Source organism: Pseudomonas sp. TE3899, from assembly GCF_056279105.1.
Window position 1 is genome coordinate 4,983,457 of sequence record NZ_JBWBQR010000001.1, and the last position, 19,876, is coordinate 5,003,332.

Annotated in this window: 17 protein-coding genes and 1 pseudogene; 16 read left to right on the plus strand and 2 right to left on the minus strand. The window is 58.1% G+C overall.

The genetic code is table 11. The features are described from left to right. Positions 1-444: 444 nt before the first annotated feature. From mnmG to glmU, 14 genes are all read left to right on the plus strand, one after another. Entirely contained in the window at positions 445-2,343 is a 1,899-nt protein-coding gene (gene mnmG / locus ACZ89E_RS22635; protein WP_476256484.1) for a tRNA uridine-5-carboxymethylaminomethyl(34) synthesis enzyme MnmG, read from the plus strand. Next, the gene (gene rsmG / locus ACZ89E_RS22640; protein ID WP_476256485.1) at positions 2,340-2,984 is read left to right on the plus strand and encodes a 16S rRNA (guanine(527)-N(7))-methyltransferase RsmG; all 645 of its coding nucleotides are present in this window, start codon (positions 2,340-2,342) and stop codon (positions 2,982-2,984) included. The genes mnmG and rsmG overlap by 4 nt, the downstream gene beginning before the upstream one ends. 18 nt (positions 2,985-3,002) lie before the next feature. Continuing rightward, on the plus strand, positions 3,003-3,800 hold the full coding sequence (locus ACZ89E_RS22645) for a ParA family protein (RefSeq protein WP_133835237.1): 798 nt from the start codon (positions 3,003-3,005) through the stop codon (positions 3,798-3,800). Positions 3,801-3,809: 9 nt separating this feature from the next. Continuing rightward, complete coding sequence (locus ACZ89E_RS22650) at positions 3,810-4,682, plus strand: ParB/RepB/Spo0J family partition protein (protein WP_476256486.1); 873 nt, start codon at positions 3,810-3,812, stop codon at positions 4,680-4,682. Between the two features lie 148 nt (positions 4,683-4,830). Further along, entirely contained in the window at positions 4,831-5,238 is a 408-nt protein-coding gene (locus ACZ89E_RS22655) for a F0F1 ATP synthase subunit I (RefSeq protein ID WP_054048155.1), read from the plus strand. A gap of 16 nt (positions 5,239-5,254) precedes the next feature. Further along, positions 5,255-6,124, plus strand: a complete 870-nt coding sequence (atpB, locus tag ACZ89E_RS22660) for a F0F1 ATP synthase subunit A (RefSeq protein WP_123515495.1) — start codon at positions 5,255-5,257, stop codon at positions 6,122-6,124. Positions 6,125-6,258: 134 nt separating this feature from the next. Next, complete coding sequence (atpE, locus tag ACZ89E_RS22665) at positions 6,259-6,516, plus strand: F0F1 ATP synthase subunit C (protein ID WP_002555987.1); 258 nt, start codon at positions 6,259-6,261, stop codon at positions 6,514-6,516. A gap of 56 nt (positions 6,517-6,572) precedes the next feature. Continuing rightward, positions 6,573-7,043 (plus strand): F0F1 ATP synthase subunit B, encoded by a 471-nt coding sequence (locus tag ACZ89E_RS22670; RefSeq protein WP_008027535.1) that lies wholly within the window; start codon positions 6,573-6,575, stop codon positions 7,041-7,043. 12 nt (positions 7,044-7,055) lie between these two features. Then, positions 7,056-7,592: a F0F1 ATP synthase subunit delta gene (locus ACZ89E_RS22675; RefSeq protein WP_149659342.1), complete on the plus strand. Its 537-nt coding sequence runs from the start codon at positions 7,056-7,058 to the stop codon at positions 7,590-7,592. A 21-nt stretch (positions 7,593-7,613) separates the two neighbouring features. Then, on the plus strand, positions 7,614-9,158 hold the full coding sequence (gene atpA, locus ACZ89E_RS22680) for a F0F1 ATP synthase subunit alpha (protein WP_121732610.1): 1,545 nt from the start codon (positions 7,614-7,616) through the stop codon (positions 9,156-9,158). A gap of 50 nt (positions 9,159-9,208) precedes the next feature. Further along, positions 9,209-10,069 (plus strand): F0F1 ATP synthase subunit gamma, encoded by an 861-nt coding sequence (gene atpG / locus ACZ89E_RS22685; RefSeq protein WP_149659343.1) that lies wholly within the window; start codon positions 9,209-9,211, stop codon positions 10,067-10,069. Positions 10,070-10,096: 27 nt separating this feature from the next. After that, on the plus strand, positions 10,097-11,476 hold the full coding sequence (gene atpD / locus ACZ89E_RS22690; protein ID WP_149659344.1) for a F0F1 ATP synthase subunit beta: 1,380 nt from the start codon (positions 10,097-10,099) through the stop codon (positions 11,474-11,476). A 45-nt stretch (positions 11,477-11,521) separates the two neighbouring features. Beyond that, entirely contained in the window at positions 11,522-11,947 is a 426-nt protein-coding gene (locus ACZ89E_RS22695) for a F0F1 ATP synthase subunit epsilon (protein WP_149659345.1), read from the plus strand. Between the two features lie 116 nt (positions 11,948-12,063). After that, the gene (glmU, locus tag ACZ89E_RS22700; RefSeq protein ID WP_476256487.1) at positions 12,064-13,431 is read left to right on the plus strand and encodes a bifunctional UDP-N-acetylglucosamine diphosphorylase/glucosamine-1-phosphate N-acetyltransferase GlmU; all 1,368 of its coding nucleotides are present in this window, start codon (positions 12,064-12,066) and stop codon (positions 13,429-13,431) included. 106 nt (positions 13,432-13,537) lie between these two features. Here glmU and idi read toward each other — a convergent pair whose 3' ends face one another. Both idi and shc read right to left on the minus strand, forming a co-directional pair. After that, positions 13,538-15,109, minus strand: coding sequence for an isopentenyl-diphosphate Delta-isomerase (idi, locus tag ACZ89E_RS22705; RefSeq protein ID WP_476256488.1), 1,572 nt, complete (start codon positions 15,107-15,109; stop codon positions 13,538-13,540). A gap of 3 nt (positions 15,110-15,112) precedes the next feature. Continuing rightward, a pseudogene (gene shc / locus ACZ89E_RS22710) lies at positions 15,113-17,040 on the minus strand (squalene--hopene cyclase). 199 nt (positions 17,041-17,239) lie between these two features. Between shc and ACZ89E_RS22715 the strand changes: the two are divergent. Continuing rightward, the gene (locus tag ACZ89E_RS22715) at positions 17,240-18,016 is read left to right on the plus strand and encodes a DeoR/GlpR family DNA-binding transcription regulator (RefSeq protein ID WP_476256489.1); all 777 of its coding nucleotides are present in this window, start codon (positions 17,240-17,242) and stop codon (positions 18,014-18,016) included. Position 18,017: 1 nt separating this feature from the next. Continuing rightward, positions 18,018-19,853, plus strand: coding sequence for a glutamine--fructose-6-phosphate transaminase (isomerizing) (gene glmS / locus ACZ89E_RS22720; protein WP_149659349.1), 1,836 nt, complete (start codon positions 18,018-18,020; stop codon positions 19,851-19,853). Positions 19,854-19,876 lie beyond the last annotated feature (23 nt).

Consider the following 19,876-nt stretch of genomic DNA (forward strand, 5'->3'; position numbering starts at 1 on the left):
TGCCCGGAAATCGTCCTTTCGACGCTTTTCTGTGAATTAAGCCCTGTGAATAACTGCCACTAAGGGCAGTTGATAACAGGGCCTGAAAACTGAAGATAAACCCCTCTGTGGATAACCACCCCTTTCATCCACAGGCTTACACCGGTTATCCAAGGGCCTCCTTGGCACATGACCACAGGGTTTTGAATCTCTGTACATATTGAATATAAAGGCCTGTAGAGATCTATCCACAGAAATGGTGCTCAGTAGAAATAAACATAAAAACAAAGATTTAATAAATTTCTCTCTTTTTAATTTCTATAACCCCGACTTCTCCACAGCTGGTTAAATTTTGTGCAAAGGGTTCTTTAGGAAGGGCGAAGTCCCTATACTTGCCGACCAGGTCCAAAAACCTGAGACCAACCTATTCCGGATTACCTAACTGAAGCAGGCACGAGGTGCGTGGTGGATTTCCCTTCCCGTTTTGAAGTGATCGTCATCGGCGGCGGTCATGCCGGTACCGAGGCAGCACTGGCGTCAGCACGTATGGGGGCAAAAACCCTGTTGCTGACGCATAACGTGGAAACCCTCGGTGCCATGAGTTGCAACCCTGCCATTGGCGGGATCGGCAAAAGCCACCTGGTCAAGGAAATCGACGCCCTCGGCGGCGCGATGGCCATGGCCACCGATAAGGGGGGTATTCAGTTTCGCGTGTTGAACAGCCGAAAAGGCCCGGCCGTGCGAGCGACTCGCGCTCAAGCCGACCGGGTTTTGTACAAGGCCGCTGTCCGCGAAGCCCTGGAAAACCAGCCCAACCTGTGGATATTTCAACAAGCCGCTGATGACCTGATCGTCGAACAGGAAACGGTGCGCGGTGTTGTCACCCAAATGGGTCTGCGTTTCTTCGCCGATTCTGTGGTGTTGACCACTGGCACCTTCCTCGGTGGACTTATCCACATTGGCATGCAGAATTATTCCGGCGGTCGCGCCGGTGATCCACCATCGATTGCCCTGGCTCGCCGCTTGCGTGAGTTGCCGCTGCGTGTTGGTCGCTTGAAAACCGGTACGCCGCCGCGTATCGACGGCCGTTCCGTGGATTTCTCGGTGATGACCGAGCAAGCAGGCGATACGCCGATCCCGGTGATGTCGTTCATGGGCTCCAAAGAGCAGCACCCGAAACAGGTCAGCTGCTGGATTACCCACACCAACGCCCGGACCCACGAAATCATCGCCGCGAACCTCGACCGTTCGCCGATGTATTCCGATGCCGGGCAGATCGAAGGCATCGGTCCGCGTTATTGCCCCTCGATCGAAGACAAGATCCACCGCTTTGCCGACAAGGAAAGCCATCAGGTCTTCATCGAACCGGAAGGCTTGACCACCCACGAGCTGTACCCGAACGGGATTTCCACTTCCCTGCCATTCGACGTGCAATTGCAGATCGTGCAATCGATCCGCGGCATGGAAAACGCGCACATCGTTCGCCCGGGCTATGCCATCGAATACGACTACTTCGACCCGCGTGACCTGAAGTACAGCCTGGAAACCAAAGTGATTGGCGGTCTGTTCTTCGCCGGACAAATCAACGGCACCACCGGTTACGAAGAGGCCGGCGCCCAAGGCTTGCTGGCCGGAGCCAACGCCGCGCTTCGTGCACAGGGCAAAGACGCCTGGTGTCCGCGTCGCGACGAGGCGTACATCGGGGTGTTGGTCGATGACCTGATTACCCTGGGTACCCAGGAACCGTACCGGATGTTTACGTCCCGGGCCGAATACCGCCTGATCTTGCGCGAAGACAACGCCGACCTGCGTCTGACCGAAAAAGGTCGCGAACTCGGTTTGGTCGATGATGCCCGTTGGGCAGCGTTCTGCAAGAAACGCGAAAGCATCGATCTGGAAGAGCAGCGCCTGAAAAGTACCTGGGTTCGCCCGGGCACCGAGCAGGGCGATGCGATTTCCGAGAAGTTCGGCACGCCGCTGACCCACGAATACAACTTGCTCAATCTCTTGAGCCGTCCGGAAATCGACTACGCTGGTCTGATCGCCGTGACGGGCGGTGGTGCAGAAGATCCACAGGTCGCGGAACAGGTCGAAATCAAGACCAAGTACGCTGGCTACATCGATCGCCAACAGGATGAAATCGTTCGTCTGCGGGCCAGCGAAAATACCAAGTTGCCTGTGGATATCGATTACACGAACATCTCCGGTCTCTCCAAAGAGATCCAGAGCAAGCTCGGTGCGACCCGTCCAGAGACGTTGGGCCAGGCGTCGCGTATCCCGGGCGTGACCCCGGCAGCGATTTCGCTGTTGATGATTCATTTGAAAAAACGCGGCGCGGGCCGTCAGTTGGAGCAAAGCGCTTGAGTTCGTTGGTCACCTCGCAACATGCAGAAGAGTTATCCACAGGTGCTCGCCAGCTCGGTGTCACGCTGACAGAAATCCAGCACGCGTTGCTGCTGGGTTATCTGGCCCTGTTGATAAAGTGGAACAAGGCCTACAACCTGACTGCCGTGCGTGATCCGGACGAAATGGTGTCCCGTCATTTGCTCGACAGTCTGAGCATCATGTCGTTTGTGGAAAACGGCCGCTGGCTGGACGTTGGCAGCGGCGGCGGCATGCCGGGCATTCCGTTGGCCATCCTGTTTCCAGAGTCTCAAGTGACCTGCCTGGACAGCAATGGCAAGAAAACCCGCTTCCTGACCCAGGTCAAACTCGAACTCAAACTGGATAACCTGCAAGTTATCCACAGTCGCGTTGAAAGTTTCCAGCCAGAACAGCCGTTCAACGGGATCATCTCCCGGGCGTTCAGCAGCATGGAAAACTTCAGCAACTGGACGCGCCACCTCGGCGACCGCGATACACGTTGGCTGGCAATGAAGGGCGTTCATCCCGCCGATGAGCTGGTAGCATTGCCGGCAGACTTCCACCTCGATAGCGAACACGCCCTGGCCGTACCTGGTTGCCAAGGCCAACGCCATCTGCTGATACTGCGCCGCACGGCATGATTGGGAACACAAGCAAGAATGGCTAAGGTATTCGCGATAGCGAACCAAAAGGGTGGTGTGGGCAAGACCACCACCTGCATCAACCTCGCAGCTTCCCTGGTCGCTACCAAGCGCCGGGTGTTGTTGATCGATCTCGATCCACAGGGCAACGCCACCATGGGTAGCGGTGTGGATAAACACGGCCTGGAAAACTCGGTCTATGACCTGTTGATCGGTGAGTGCGACCTGGCCCAGGCCATGCACTTCTCCGAGCACGGTGGTTACCAGCTGTTGCCGGCCAACCGCGATTTGACGGCGGCCGAAGTGGTGCTGCTGGAAATGCAGATGAAAGAAAGTCGTCTGCGCAGCGCATTGGCGCCGATCCGTGAAAACTACGATTACATTTTGATCGACTGCCCGCCGTCGCTGTCGATGTTGACCCTGAACGCACTGGTCGCCGCTGACGGGGTCATTATCCCCATGCAGTGCGAGTACTTTGCGCTCGAAGGTTTGAGCGACCTTGTGGATAACATCAAGCGCATCGCCGAACTGCTGAACCCTAACCTGAAAGTCGAAGGCCTGTTGCGGACCATGTATGACCCGCGCCTGAGCCTGATGAACGATGTCTCGGCCCAGCTCAAGGAACACTTCGGCGAGCAGCTCTACGACACCGTAATTCCGCGCAACATCCGCCTGGCCGAAGCGCCAAGCTATGGCATGCCGGCGCTGGCGTACGACAAATCATCGCGTGGCGCCATCGCCTACCTGGCATTGGCGGGCGAACTGGTTCGCCGCCAGCGCAAAAACTCACGCACCGCCGCCGCTCAGGCAACTTAAGGAATCCCCATGGCCGTCAAGAAACGAGGTCTCGGACGTGGACTGGATGCACTGCTGAGTGGTCCGACTGTCAGCTCGCTCGAAGAGCAAGCGGTACAAGCCGATCAGCGTGAGCTGCAGCACCTGCCCCTGGACCTGATCCAGCGCGGCAAGTACCAGCCGCGCCGGGACATGGATCCCCAGGCGCTGGAAGAGCTGGCGATGTCGATCAAGGCCCAGGGCGTCATGCAGCCGATCGTGGTTCGCCCGATTGGCAACGGTCGTTTCGAAATCATCGCCGGCGAACGCCGCTGGCGTGCCAGCCAGCAGGCCGGCCAGGAAACCATCCCGGCGATGGTGCGCGATGTGCCGGATGAAACCGCCATCGCCATGGCGCTGATCGAGAACATCCAGCGCGAAGACCTCAATCCAATCGAAGAAGCGGTGGCCCTGCAGCGTTTGCAGCAGGAGTTCCAGCTGACCCAGCAACAGGTCGCCGAGGCTGTGGGTAAGTCCCGCGTCACCGTCGCCAATTTGCTGCGCCTGATCGCGTTGCCGGAAGTCATCAAGACCATGTTGTCCCACGGCGACCTTGAAATGGGCCACGCACGTGCTTTACTGGGTTTGCGGGAGAATCAGCAGGTTGAGGGGGCGCGACACGTTGTCGCACGCGGGCTGACCGTGCGCCAGACTGAGGCACTGGTTCGCCAGTGGCTGAGTGGCAAACCGGAGCCTGTGGAAGCCGCAAAACCCGACCCGGATATCGCTCGACTTGAGCAGCGCCTGGCCGAGCGCCTAGGCTCTGCGGTGCAGATCCGCCACGGAAAGAAGGGCAAAGGGCAGCTGGTGATTGGTTATAACTCTCTCGACGAGCTTCAAGGTGTGCTTGCGCACATCCGCTGAAACATTTCCTCATGTAGCGCGCAGTCGGAAATCACTACCTGACAGTTGAATAGGGGCTGAACCGCCCCTATACTCTGCGCGCATTTTGTCGGCACAAATTATGCCAAGTTATTGAATTCTGGCAGCCGACCATTGGGGAGTAAAAGTGATGGAAACCCGCACGCCAAACCGCTTGCCGTTCCATCGCCTGGCAGTTTTTCCGGTGCTAATGGCTCAATTTATCGTTTTGCTCATCGCTGCTTTGGCGCTGTGGCAATGGTACGGAGTCGTTGCCGGGTACTCAGGACTCTGCGGAGGCCTGATAGCCTTGTTACCCAATGTTTATTTCGCTCACAGGGCATTTCGGTTTTCCGGCGCCCGAGCAGCTCAAGCCATCGTCCGGTCTTTTTATGCTGGCGAGGCGGGCAAATTAATTCTGACGGCAGTGCTCTTTGCATTGACGTTTGCAGGTGTGAAGCCATTGGCGCCGCTAGCTGTATTCGGCGTCTTCGTGTTGACCCAACTGGTCAGCTGGTTCGCGCCCCTGCTGATGAGAACAAGACTTTCGAGACCTTAGGGCGTTTGAGGCAACCATGGCAGAGACAACCGCTTCGGGCTATATCCAGCACCACTTGCAGAACCTGACCTTCGGTCAGCATCCTACCGGCGGCTGGGGCTTTGCCCACACCGCAGCAGAGGCCAAAGAAATGGGCTTCTGGGCTTTCCACGTCGATACTCTCGGCTGGTCGGTCGCGTTGGGTCTGATCTTCGTTCTGATTTTCCGCATGGCGGCAAAGAAGGCGACTTCCGGTCAACCAGGTGCTTTGCAGAACTTCGTTGAAGTATTGGTCGAATTCGTCGATGGCAGCGTGAAAGACAGCTTCCATGGCCGTAGCCCGGTGATTGCACCGCTGGCACTGACCATCTTCGTCTGGGTCTTCCTGATGAACGCCGTCGACCTGATCCCGGTCGACTGGATTCCTCATTTGGCCATCCTGATCACTGGCGATTCGCACATTCCATTCCGTGCCGTATCGACCACTGACCCGAACGCTACCCTGGGCATGGCCCTGTCGGTGTTCGCGTTGATCATTTTCTACAGCATCAAGGTCAAGGGCATCGGCGGCTTCATCGGCGAACTGACCCTGCACCCGTTTGGCAGCAAGAACATTTTCCTGCAAGCGCTGTTGATCCCGGTGAACTTCCTGCTGGAATTCGTCACCCTGATCGCCAAGCCAATCTCCTTGGCACTGCGTCTGTTCGGCAACATGTACGCCGGCGAGCTGGTCTTCATTCTGATCGCCGTGATGTTCGGCAGCGGTCTGCTCTGGCTTAGCGGCCTGGGCGTAGTTCTGCAGTGGGCGTGGGCTGTGTTCCACATCCTGATCATCACCCTGCAGGCGTTTATCTTCATGATGCTGACCATCGTTTACCTGTCGATGGCGCACGAAGAGAACCATTAAGACCAGTCTCGACTAGTCTGATGTCCCACCCGGTCAAACGGGTGGGTGCCCGAACAGGGCTTATGAAACGATTTGTTTTACCGCTTTAAAATCTAAAAAACCTAAACCATACGACGTAAAAGTCGGGAGGAAAGATGGAAACTGTAGTTGGTCTAACCGCTATCGCTGTTGCACTGTTGATCGGCCTGGGCGCACTGGGTACCGCAATTGGTTTCGGCCTGTTGGGCGGCAAGTTCCTGGAAGGCGCAGCGCGTCAGCCAGAAATGGTTCCAATGCTGCAAGTCAAAATGTTCATCGTTGCCGGTCTGCTCGACGCCGTAACCATGATCGGTGTTGGTATCGCTCTGTTCTTCACCTTCGCGAACCCATTCGTTGGTCAACTCGCTGGCTAATCACTCGAACCTTCGAGTGATTGGTTTGATGTGCAACGAACGAGCGAGGTGTTGGCGTGAACATTAATGCAACCCTGATTGGCCAGTCCGTTGCGTTCTTCATTTTTGTACTGTTTTGCATGAAGTTCGTGTGGCCTCCGGTCATCGCGGCTTTGCACGAACGTCAGAAGAAGATCGCGGATGGACTGGACGCTGCCGCCCGAGCAGCTCGCGACCTGGAGCTGGCCCAAGATAAAGCGGGTCAGCAACTGCGCGAAGCAAAAGCTCAGGCAGCCGAAATCATTGAGCAAGCCAAGAAACGCGGTAACCAGATTGTTGAAGAGGCTGTTGAAAAAGCCCGTATCGACGCTGACCGTGTGAAGGTCCAGGCTCAGGCCGAGATCGAGCAGGAACTGAACAGTGTCAAAGACGCGCTGCGTGCCCAACTGGGTGCACTGGCCGTCGGCGGCGCCGAGAAGATCCTGGGTGCCACAATCGATCAAAACGCGCACGCGGAGCTGGTAAACAAACTGGCTGCTGAAATTTAAGCGAGGGCGATCATGGCAGAATTGACCACGTTGGCCCGACCTTACGCTAAGGCAGCCTTCGAGCACGCCCAGGCCCACCAGCAACTGGCCTCTTGGTCAGCCATGCTCGGCCTGGCTGCAGCAGTGTCGCAAGATGACACCATGCAGCGCGTGCTCAAGGCCCCGCGACTGACGAGCGCAGACAAGGCCACCACGTTTATTGACGTGTGTGGCGACAAGTTTGATGCCAAGGCACAGAACTTCATTCACGTCGTTGCCGAAAACGACCGTCTCCCGCTTTTGCCGGAGATATCCGCTCTGTTCGACCTGTACAAGGCCGAACAAGAGAAGTCGGTAGACGTTGAAGTGACCAGTGCTTTTGCATTGAACCAAGAACAGCAAGACAAACTCGCCAAGGTTCTCAGTGCACGACTCAACCGGGAAGTGCGCCTGCAAGTCGAGGAAGACAAATCCCTTATTGGGGGCATTGTCATCCGCGCCGGCGACCTGGTTATCGATGGCTCGGTTCGCGGAAAACTCGCAAGCCTTGCCGAAGCATTGAAATCTTGAGTTTGAAGGGGCAGCAGAGCAATGCAGCAACTCAATCCTTCCGAAATAAGTGAAATTATCAAGGGCCGCATCGACAAGCTCGATGTGACCTCCCAAGCCCGTAACGAAGGCACAGTCGTCAGCGTATCTGACGGTATCGTGCGGATTCACGGTCTGGCCGACGTCATGTACGGCGAGATGATCGAGTTTCCGGGCGGCGTCTTCGGCATGGCCCTCAACCTTGAGCAAGACTCTGTAGGCGCCGTTGTATTGGGCTCCTATCAGTCTCTGGCTGAAGGCATGAGCGCCAAGTGCACTGGCCGCATCCTCGAAGTTCCGGTTGGTAAGGAACTGCTGGGTCGCGTAGTCGACGCACTGGGTAACCCTGTTGACGGTAAAGGTCCACTGGGCAACACCGAGACCGACGCGGTCGAGAAAGTTGCTCCAGGTGTGATCTGGCGTAAGTCGGTAGACCAGCCTGTACAGACTGGCTACAAGGCTGTCGATGCCATGATCCCTGTCGGCCGTGGCCAGCGTGAGCTGATCATCGGTGACCGTCAGATCGGTAAAACCGCTCTGGCGATCGACGCGATCATCAACCAGAAAGACAGCGGCATTTTCTGCGTCTACGTAGCGATCGGTCAGAAGCAATCGACCATCGCCAACGTTGTTCGCAAGCTGGAAGAAAACGGCGCACTGGCTAACACCATCGTCGTGGCAGCGAGCGCTTCGGAATCTGCAGCACTGCAATTCCTGGCACCGTACTCCGGTTGCACCATGGGTGAATTCTTCCGCGACCGCGGTGAAGACGCGCTGATCGTTTATGACGATCTGTCCAAGCAAGCAGTGGCTTACCGCCAGATTTCCCTGCTGCTGCGCCGTCCACCAGGCCGTGAAGCTTACCCAGGCGACGTGTTCTATCTCCACTCCCGTCTGCTGGAGCGCGCATCCCGCGTTTCGGAAGAATACGTAGAGAAGTTCACCAACGGCGCAGTGACCGGCAAAACCGGTTCCCTGACCGCACTGCCGATCATCGAAACCCAGGCTGGCGACGTTTCCGCGTTCGTTCCGACCAACGTGATTTCCATCACCGACGGTCAGATCTTCCTGGAATCGGCCATGTTCAACTCCGGGATCCGTCCTGCTGTGAACGCCGGTGTTTCGGTATCCCGTGTGGGTGGTGCCGCTCAGACCAAGATCATCAAGAAGCTCTCCGGTGGTATCCGTACCGCTCTGGCTCAGTACCGTGAACTGGCGGCATTCGCCCAGTTCGCTTCTGACCTGGACGAAGCGACCCGTAAGCAACTTGAGCATGGTCAGCGCGTTACCGAGCTGATGAAGCAGAAGCAATACGCACCAATGTCGATCGCTGACATGGCGCTGTCGCTGTATGCCGCTGAGCGTGGGTTCCTGACTGACATTGAAATCGCCAAGATCGGCAGCTTCGAACAAGCGCTGATTGCTTTCTTCAACCGCGATCACGCCGATTTGATGGCGAAGATCAACGTGAAGGGTGACTTCAATGACGAAATCGACGCTGGCATGAAAGCCGGTATCGAGAAGTTCAAGGCCACCCAAACCTGGTAAGCCGCAGCGGGAGCCGCAAGGCTCCCGCTTGCTAACCTGATAGGTGTTACATGGCAGGCGCAAAAGAGATTCGCAGTAAGATTGCGAGCATCAAAAGCACGCAAAAGATTACCAGCGCCATGGAAAAAGTGGCGGTCAGTAAAATGCGCAAGGCACAAATGCGCATGGCTGCTAGCCGTCCTTACGCGGAGCGCATCCGCCAGGTTATTGGTCATTTGGCCAACGCTAACCCGGAATATCGCCACCCATTCATGATCGACCGTGAAATCAAGCGCGTCGGTTATGTCGTGGTGAGCAGTGACCGTGGTCTGTGTGGTGGCTTGAACACCAACCTGTTCAAGGCCCTGGTCAAGGACATGGCGAAAAACCGTGAAAACGGCGTCGAGATCGATCTGTGTGTTGTTGGTAGCAAGGGTGCGGCTTTCTTCCGCAACTTCGGCGGTAACGTCGTCGCCGCTATCAGCCACCTGGGTGAAGAGCCATCGATCAATGATCTGATTGGCAGTGTCAAGGTGATGCTGGATGCCTACCTCGATGGTCGTATCGACCGTTTGAGCGTTGTGTCCAACAAGTTCATCAACACCATGACGCAGCAGCCTACCGTGGAGCAGTTGATTCCACTGGTTGCAACCCCGGATCAAGGCCTCAAGCACCACTGGGACTATCTCTACGAGCCGGACGCCAAAGAGCTGCTTGACGGCTTGATGGTTCGCTACGTGGAGTCGCAGGTCTACCAGGCGGTGGTCGAGAACAACGCGGCTGAACAAGCTGCGCGGATGATCGCGATGAAGAACGCTACCGACAACGCCGGTGATTTGATCAGCGATTTGCAGCTGATCTACAACAAGGCGCGTCAGGCTGCGATCACCCAAGAGATCTCGGAAATCGTCGGCGGCGCTGCCGCGGTTTAACGGTTCAAATATTCAGAGGATCCAGCTATGAGTAGCGGACGTATCGTTCAAATCATCGGCGCCGTTATCGACGTGGAATTTCCACGCGACAGCGTACCGAGCATCTACAACGCGTTGAAAGTTGTAAGCGCGGCCGAAACCACCCTGGAAGTTCAGCAGCAGCTGGGCGACGGCGTGGTTCGTACCATTGCGATGGGTTCCACCGAGGGCTTGAAGCGCGGTCTGGAAGTCACCGACTCTGGCGCAGCCATCTCCGTACCGGTCGGTAAAGCGACCCTGGGCCGGATCATGGACGTCCTCGGTAACCCGATCGACGAAGCTGGCCCGATCGACACCGAAGAGCGCTGGGGCATTCACCGTCCTGCGCCAACCTTCGCTGAACAAGCGGGCGGCAACGACCTGCTGGAAACCGGCATCAAGGTTATCGACCTGGTTTGCCCGTTCGCCAAGGGCGGTAAAGTCGGTCTGTTCGGTGGTGCCGGTGTAGGCAAAACCGTAAACATGATGGAACTGATCCGTAACATCGCCATCGAGCACAGCGGTTATTCCGTGTTCGCCGGTGTGGGTGAGCGTACTCGTGAGGGTAACGACTTCTACCACGAGATGAAGGATTCCAACGTTCTGGACAAAGTGGCACTGGTTTACGGTCAAATGAACGAGCCGCCGGGTAACCGTCTGCGCGTAGCACTGACCGGCCTGACCATGGCCGAGAAGTTCCGTGACGAAGGTAACGACGTTCTGCTGTTCGTCGACAACATCTATCGTTACACCCTGGCCGGTACTGAAGTATCCGCACTGCTGGGCCGTATGCCTTCGGCAGTAGGTTACCAGCCGACCCTGGCCGAAGAGATGGGTACTCTGCAAGAGCGTATCACTTCGACCAAAAACGGTTCGATCACCTCGATCCAAGCGGTATACGTACCTGCGGATGACTTGACTGACCCGTCGCCAGCGACCACTTTCGCCCACTTGGACGCCACCGTCGTTCTGTCCCGTGACATCGCTTCCCTGGGTATCTACCCAGCGGTCGATCCACTCGACTCGACTTCGCGCCAGCTGGACCCGAACGTGATCGGCCAGGACCACTACGACACCGCTCGCGGCGTCCAGTACGTTCTGCAGCGTTACAAAGAACTGAAGGACATCATTGCGATCCTGGGTATGGACGAGCTGTCGGAATCCGACAAGCAGTTGGTAAACCGTGCTCGTAAGATCCAGCGCTTCTTGTCGCAGCCGTTCTTCGTGGCTGAAGTCTTCACCGGTGCCTCGGGTAAATACGTTTCCCTGAAAGACACCATTGCTGGCTTCAAAGGCATCCTCAACGGTGACTACGACCACCTGCCAGAACAAGCGTTCTACATGGTCGGCGGCATCGAAGAAGCGATCGAGAAAGCCAAGAAACTGTAATCCCGGCGCCCGGCAACGGGCGCTAATTTAGGTTGAGGCAATCAGATGGCTATGACAGTCCATTGCGATATCGTCAGCGCGGAAGGGGAAATCTTTTCCGGCCTGGTCGAGATGGTGATTGCGCACGGTGCACTGGGTGATCTTGGTATCGCCCTGGGTCACGCGCCGCTGATCACTAATCTCAAGCCAGGCCCGATCCGCCTGATCAAGCAGGGCGGGGAAACCGAGGTGTTCTACATCTCCGGTGGTTTCCTCGAGGTTCAGCCGAACATGGTCAAGGTTCTTGCCGACACCGTGCAACGTGCTGCCGACCTGGATGAAGCCTCCGCTCAGGAAGCCGTTAAGGCTGCCGAGAAGGCCTTGCATGAACGTGGCGCAGAATTCGATTACGGTTCTGCTGCCGCACGTCTGGCCGAGGCGACAGCTCAGCTGCGCACCGTCCAGCAGATCCGCAAGAAGTTCGGCCACTAATAGGCCGGTGCTTGTTGTGTGATTGATTAAAAAGGGTAGCCTCGGCTACCCTTTTTTCTTTTCCGATGTTCATAACCCGGTCGCAGTTGCTGACCACCCAGGATTGGTAGCCAGTCATGTCTCTTGAAATCGTAATCCTCGCTGCCGGCCAAGGCACTCGCATGCGCTCGGCGTTGCCCAAGGTGTTGCACCCGATTGCCGGCAACTCGATGCTGGGCCATGTTATCCACAGCGCCCGGCAACTTGATCCACAGCGCATCCATGTGGTGATCGGCCACGGCGCCGACGCCGTGCGTGAACGCTTGGCAGCGGATGACCTGAATTTCGTGTTGCAGGACAAGCAACTGGGCACCGGGCATGCCGTGGCCCAGGCCGTACCGTTTATCAAATCCGATACCGTGCTGATCCTTTACGGCGACGTGCCGCTGATCGAAGTCGAAACCCTGCAACGCCTGCTCAAGCAGGTGACGCCGCAGCAACTGGGCTTACTCACTGTAGAGCTGACCGACCCGACCGGTTACGGCCGTATCGTGCGTGATGCCGACGGCAAGGTCGCCGCGATCGTCGAGCAGAAAGACGCCAATGAAGACGAGCGCAAGATCACCGAAGGCAACACCGGGATTCTGGCGGTGCCGTTTGAGCGTCTGGGCGACTGGATGAGCCGGCTCTCCAACAACAATGCCCAGGGCGAGTACTACCTGACCGATGTGATTGCCATGGCCGTCAGCGATGGTCTGGTGGTGGCTACCGAACAACCCCATGACGCCATGGAAGTGCAGGGCGCCAACGACCGCAAGCAACTCGCGGAACTGGAGCGTCACTATCAGTTGCGCGCCGGTCGCCGGTTAATGGCCCAGGGCGTAACCCTGCGCGATCCGGCTCGCTTCGATGTGCGCGGTGAAGTGACTGTCGGTCGCGACGTGCTCATCGACATCAACGTGATCCTCGAAGGCAACGTCGTGATCGAAGACGACGTGGTCATCGGCCCGAACTGTGTGATCAAGGACAGCACCCTGCGTAAAGGCGTGGTGATCAAGGCCAACAGTCACATCGAAGGCGCGATTCTGGGCGAGGGCAGCGATGCCGGCCCGTTCGCCCGTTTGCGTCAGGGTACCGTGCTTGAGGCGCGGGCCCATGTGGGTAACTTCGTCGAGCTGAAAAACGCGCATATGGGCGAAGGCGCCAAGGCCGGTCATCTGACGTACCTGGGCGATGCCGAAATCGGCGCGCGCACCAACATCGGCGCCGGCACCATTACTTGCAACTACGACGGCGCGAACAAATGGAAAACCGTGCTGGGTGAAGATGTGTTCATCGGCTCCAACAACTCGTTGGTAGCGCCTGTGGATATCTCGTCCGGCGCAACCACTGCGGCGGGTTCGACTATTACGCAGAATGTGGATAACGCGCAGTTGGCGGTGGGCCGGGCGCGGCAGAAAAACATCGATGGCTGGAAGCGGCCGGAGAAAATCAAGAAGAGCTGAGTTATCCACAGCTCGTAAAATAAAAAGTTCGCAGCCTTTGGCAGCTCCCACAGGGTGATACGTATCCCGTGTAGGAGCAGCCGAAGGCTGCGATCTTTTTTATGGGTTATCCACAGGTGGTGTTCCACCCGGCTTCCAGCGGGGTTACTGGCAGTGCGCGCGAAGCGATTTTGTAGAGCATGCGCAAGCCCGAATCCGAGCGCTGGGACAGTCGTGTCAGCAGCATGATCCACGCGACACCGGCGTGGGACACTTTGACCGGCCTGAGCGGATTTTTATGGACGTTACGCAGGGTCAACAGCGCCAGGCCAATGTTCCACAGCAGAAAACGCCGAATACCCGTATGCCTGGCCGGTATGAGCAGGGCGTATTGCAGCGCCCGCTGCAAATGGGAATGGGCGGTGCCAATCAGCTCCGCAACGGCCTGTGCATAAAGTGGGTCGTTGTGCCCGGCCTTGAGCTGTGCGAACTGGACACCATGCTTGGCGAGCAGGTCCCGAGGCAGCCAGCAGGCGCCCCGTAAACGGTCGTCCCACTGATCCTTGAGGATATTGGTCAACTGCAGGCCCATGCCAAAGGAAAGGGCCAGCCGATGCAGGTTCTCTCGCTGGGGCAGCAGGGCGGGTTCAAAATCGATGAACAGCTCTGTCAGCAGCTTTCCCACGACACCAGCCACACAGTAGCAATAACGGTCCAGCTGCTCAGAGGTGTCCAAACCCTGCACGCCGGCATTCTCCTGAAATTCGCTCATGCCCTGGGTCATCACGCTCAGGCACTGCAGGATCGCCTCCTGCTGAAAAGGGCGCAGGGCGTGGAATATCGTCAACATCTGTGGCAGATGGCGGACCAGGTCGTGTTCAGCCTGAAGGGTCTGATCCGTCAGGTGCTCACTCAGATCATCACTGAAGGCCTGGGCATCCGCCTCGCCTGATACAACATTCAGGAACGCATTTTCGTACTGGCGTTTTTGCCGGGCCGTGAGGCCGGGTTCATCTTCGATGGTATCGGCGATCCGACAGAGCAAGTAGGCGTTGGTCACCACCGGGTAAAGTTCGGGCGGCAACTGGGGGATGGTCAGGGCAAAACTGCGCGATACCCGGGTGAGGATCTCGTCCTGATAACGGGTCGGGTCAACATAGGCGTCGGACTGTGCCCGTAATCGCCATTGTTCGAGCTGGCAGGCCGGGGCGCTCAGGATGGTCTTGAACCAGACGGTGAAGGCTTCGGGCTCGGCATCGATCCACTGCAATAACTCGGATGTTTCAATCCACCGCCATTGCGCGGCTTCCTCCGGGTTTACCTCGGGTTTGCCGTCAAACCGACCGATGAAAATATGATCGAACTCGTGCTCGATCAGATCGCCCGGGACTTCAGACTTGTAAATCAGGGTCGTGACTTCTTCCAGTGGGCAATCGAAGCCCATTTCCTCCCCAAGCCGGCGGTGAGCCGCTTGGGCGGTGCTCTCGCCCGGGCGAGGGTGGCCACAACATGAGTTGGTCCACAGGCCCCCGGAGTGGTATTTGCTCAGCGCGCGCTGCTGCAGCATCAACCGCCCTTGGCCATCAAAGATGAAGAGCGAGAACGCGCGATGCAGCAGCCCTTCGCGGTGAATGGGCAACTTGTGACCGGTGCCGATTTGCTGATCATTGCGATCCACCAGAATCAGTGATTCTTCCATGTTTCAAATCACCTCAGTCGCTGGAGTCCGGGCCTGGCGCAACGTGCAGTAGCGTGCCAGGGCCCACATTGGAAAGTACAAACCGTATCCGTGATACGTCGTGTAAAGCACCCGAGGTACACCGGTGCCCGTGGCATGCGGGTCTGTCCAGGTGCCCTCGTTTTTTTGCGCCTTGAGCAAGTATTCAATGCCTTTTGCCGTGACGGGATGCTCCACGGCACCGGCCGCCATTAATCCCAATAAGGCCCATGCCGTTTGGGATGGGGTGCTGACCGAAGGCTGATGGCGTGGGTGATCCAGGGAATAGCCGCAAGCATCTTCGCCCCAGCCTCCGTCCTCGTTCTGCCTCAGGATCAGCCAGTGGCGAGCCTTTTGAACAGCCGATGACTGGGTGTCGTAACCCATGGCGGCAAGCCCCTCCAGCACCGACCAGGTGCCATAGATGAAGTTGATGCCCCATCGCCCGTACCAACTGCCATCCGTTTCCTGCTCCGCCAGCAGGTAATTCAGTGCCTTGCCCGTGATGTCATCGCAGACCGGGGTTGCACCCAGTTGCCCGAGCAGCGCCAGGCAGCGGCCGCTGACATCGGCGGTGGGATGATCAATCATCATGCCGTGTTCGGCAAAGGGAATACTGTTGAGGTAATACTGGGTGTTGTCAGCCTCGTAGGCGCCCCAGCCGCCATGGCGACCTTGCATACCCTTTATCCATTCCTGTGCCCGGGCAATCGACTCGCCGTAGTCAGCACCGGGAACGACCTGCATGGCCTTGTGCATGACGGTCGCGACCAGAGCGGCGTCGTCGACATCGGGATGGTTGGGCAACACGTATTGAAACGCCCAGCCGCCGGGACGCAGGTGAGGCCTGGTCACCGCCCAGCCCCCGTACACGTCGAGTATCTGCCGTTGCTTGAGCCAGTCGATGCCGCGCACTGCCGCCTCCCATCCCCGGCGATTGCCGGTTTCCAGCAATGCCTGACAGGCCCATGCCGTGTCCCAGACGGGCGACACGCATGGTTGGCAGTAAGCCTGCTGCTCGGTCACCACCAACAGTTTTTCGCAGGCTCTACGCGCCGTTTGCATCGCGCGATGGTCACGGGGATAACCCAGGGCCTGAAGCATGATCAAGCTGATCGCGATGGTCGGCAGCGTTGCGCCGTAGCCATCTTCGCCATTGAGCTGTCCGGTCACGTACGCCACCGCTGTATCCAACGCTTTTTTACGTCGGCCCTTGGGACGCCACGGATCGATGCGGTGCAAAAGACGATCGATCGCGGAAAAACAGACAAACCAGGTCCGGTTTTGGGGGGCGCCCGGGGTAATGGAGTGGTTTCGTTTGCCGGGTGGATAAACAGCTCGGTGATGCCGACGTCTTGGGGATTACGCGCCGTGGGCCGCAAGACCTGCAACACGGAAACAGCCACCGTGAACAGGCGAGGGATGCAGAAAATCTTCGACAGATGAAACGGAAACCAGCGTGGCAGCAACATCACTTCCACGGGAATCAGGGGCAATACACGCCAGGGGATGACGTTGTACAAGGCGAGCCAGATGCGGGTGACCACGTTGCAGTTAGCGGCCCCGCCGTGCTGGCGAATAAGCGTGCCAGCACGTTGCATGTGCGGCTCGTCCTTCGTATGTCCGAGCAGCTTGAGCGCAAAGTAGGTTTTGACACTGGCATTGAGGTTAAAACGGCCTCCTTGCAGTAACGACCATCCGCCTTCTGCCTGTTGCCGGTCTCGCAAGTAGCGCGCGAGCCTGGTTTGCAAGGTGGGTTCAAGGGATTCGCCCAGGAAATGCATCAGCAACACATATTCAGCGGTTATCCCCGCATCGGCCTCGAACTCGAAGACCCAATGGCCGTCGGCTTGCTGTTTGCCCAGCAGGGCGCTCAAGGCGTTGTCCAGTACGTCTTTAACGCGAGTGTTCATTGAGGGAGGCTCTGGTCGTGGCGGTACCTACGCAGATTAAAAACGTCATTGCCCGGGCGTTGTAACTGTCAAAAATAACAGTTGCGATGAATGGTCATCTTAGAAATCGTCCCTCGACGCCTCAAACCCCCCCTTGACGAAGTTTCGCCAATAGGTTCTGATTGCTTTCGTTATCTTTCGAATCGAAACTTACCAGCCCATGTCGAAGCGCAATACACCACAACGCCGCCACAACATCCTCGCCTTGCTCACCGAGCTGGGGGAAGTCAGCGTGGACGAGTTGGCCAAGCGCTTCGAGACCTCGGAAGTGACGATCCGCAAAGACCTCGCCGCCCTTGAGAGCAATGGCCTGCTGCTGCGCCGTTACGGTGGCGCGATCACCATGCCCCAGGAACTGGTGGCTGATCTCGGCCAACCGGTGTCCAAGTACAAGCAAGCCATCGCGCGTGCCGCCGTGCTGCGGATTCGCGAGCATGCGCGGATCATCATCGACAGCGGCAGCACCACCGCCGCCATGATCCCGGAACTCGGCCAGCAGCCGGGCCTGGTGGTGATGACCAATTCCCTGAATGTGGCCAACGCCCTGAGCGAGTTGGAGCACGAACCGGTGCTGTTGATGACCGGCGGCACCTGGGACCCGCATTCCGAGTCCTTTCAGGGGCAGGTCGCCGAGCAGGTACTACGCTCTTACGACTTTGACCAGTTGTTCATCGGTGCCGATGGCATCGATCTGGTCCGTGGCACCACCACCTTCAACGAATTGCTGGGCTTGAGCCGCGTGATGGCTGAAGTCGCCCGGGAAGTGGTGGTGATGGTCGAAGCCGACAAGATCGGTCGCAAGATTCCCAACCTGGAACTGCCCTGGAGCAGCGTCCATACCCTTATTACCGATGATCGCCTGCCACTTGAGGCACGGGATCAGATTCAGGCTCGCGGTATCAATTTGATCCTCGCGGCTGTCAGTCAGGAGAAATAGCATGTGTGGAATTGTCGGCGCCGTCGCAGAACGTAACATCACCGCCATCCTGCTCGAAGGGCTGAAGCGCCTCGAATACCGGGGCTATGACAGCGCGGGCGTGGCGGTATTCACCAATGACGGGATCCTTGATCGCCTGCGCCGTCCGGGCAAGGTCAGCGAGCTGGATCAAGCCCTCGCCGAGACACCGCTGATCGGTCGCCTGGGCATCGCCCACACCCGCTGGGCCACCCATGGCGCACCGTGCGAACGCAATGCTCACCCGCACTTCTCCGGGCAGAACCTGGCCGTTGTGCACAACGGCATCATCGAAAACCACGAAGCCCTGCGTGAGCAATTGAAAGCCCAGGGTTACGTGTTCACCTCGGACACCGACACCGAAGTCATTGCCCACCTGCTGGCGCATAAACTCAAAGACCTGCACGACCTGACCGTGGCCCTCAAAGCCACCGTTAAAGAGTTGCACGGTGCCTATGGCTTGGCGGTGATCAGCGCCGATCAGCCGGATCGCCTGGTCGCCGCCCGCAGTGGCAGCCCGCTGGTGATTGGCCTGGGCCTGGGGGAAAACTTCCTCGCCTCCGACCAATTGGCCCTGCGTCAGGTCACTGACCGCTTCATGTACCTGGAAGAAGGCGATATCGCCGAGATTCGCCGCGACAGCGTGCAGATCTGGGACATCGACGGCAAAGCCGTTGAGCGCGAAGCGGTGCAGTATGGCGACAACGCCGAATCCGCCGAGAAGGGCGAGTACCGCCACTTCATGCTCAAGGAAATCCACGAGCAACCAACGGTGGTGCAACGCACCCTGGAAGGGCGTTTGAGCCAGCAACAAGTGTTGGTGCAAGCCTTCGGTCCAGAGGCGCCCGAGCTGTTCGCCAAAGTGCGCAACGTGCAGATCGTTGCCTGCGGCACCAGCTACCACGCCGGCATGGTTGCCCGTTACTGGCTCGAAGAGCTGGCCGGGATTCCGTGCCAGGTCGAAGTCGCCAGCGAATTCCGCTACCGCAAAGTCGTGGTGCAACCCGACAGCCTGTTCGTGACCATCTCCCAGTCCGGCGAAACTGCCGACACCCTGGCCGCTCTGCGCAATGCCAAGGAACTGGGCTTCCTCGCCAGCCTGGCGATCTGCAACGTCGGCATCAGCTCGCTGGTGCGTGAGTCCGACCTGACTTTGCTGACCCAGGCCGGTCGCGAAATCGGCGTGGCCTCGACCAAAGCCTTCACCACGCAGTTGGTTGGCCTGTTGCTGCTGACCCTGTCCCTCGGTCAGGTCCGCGGTACGTTGGCCCCAGGCGTCGAAGCCACGCTGGTCGAAGAACTGCGTCGCCTGCCGACCCGTCTGGGCGAAGCCCTGGCCATGGACAGCACCGTGGAAAAAATCGCCGAGCTGTTCGCCGACAAGAACCACACTTTGTTCCTGGGGCGCGGCGCGCAATACCCGGTGGCGATGGAAGGGGCTCTGAAACTCAAAGAGATCTCCTACATCCACGCCGAAGCCTACCCGGCCGGCGAACTGAAACACGGCCCGTTGGCGCTGGTGGATAACGACATGCCCGTGGTCACCGTGGCGCCGAACAACGAATTGCTGGAGAAGTTGAAATCCAACCTCCAGGAAGTCCGCGCCCGAGGTGGCGAGCTGATCGTCTTCGCGGACGAAAAGGCCGGCATGACCAATGGCGAAGGCACTCACGTGGTACAGATGCCGCACATCCACGACATCCTGTCGCCGATCCTCTACACCATCCCGCTGCAGTTGCTGTCGTACTACGTCGCGGTGTTGAAAGGCACGGACGTCGACCAACCGCGCAACCTGGCGAAGTCGGTGACGGTGGAATAAGTTATCCACAGACGTTACGGATA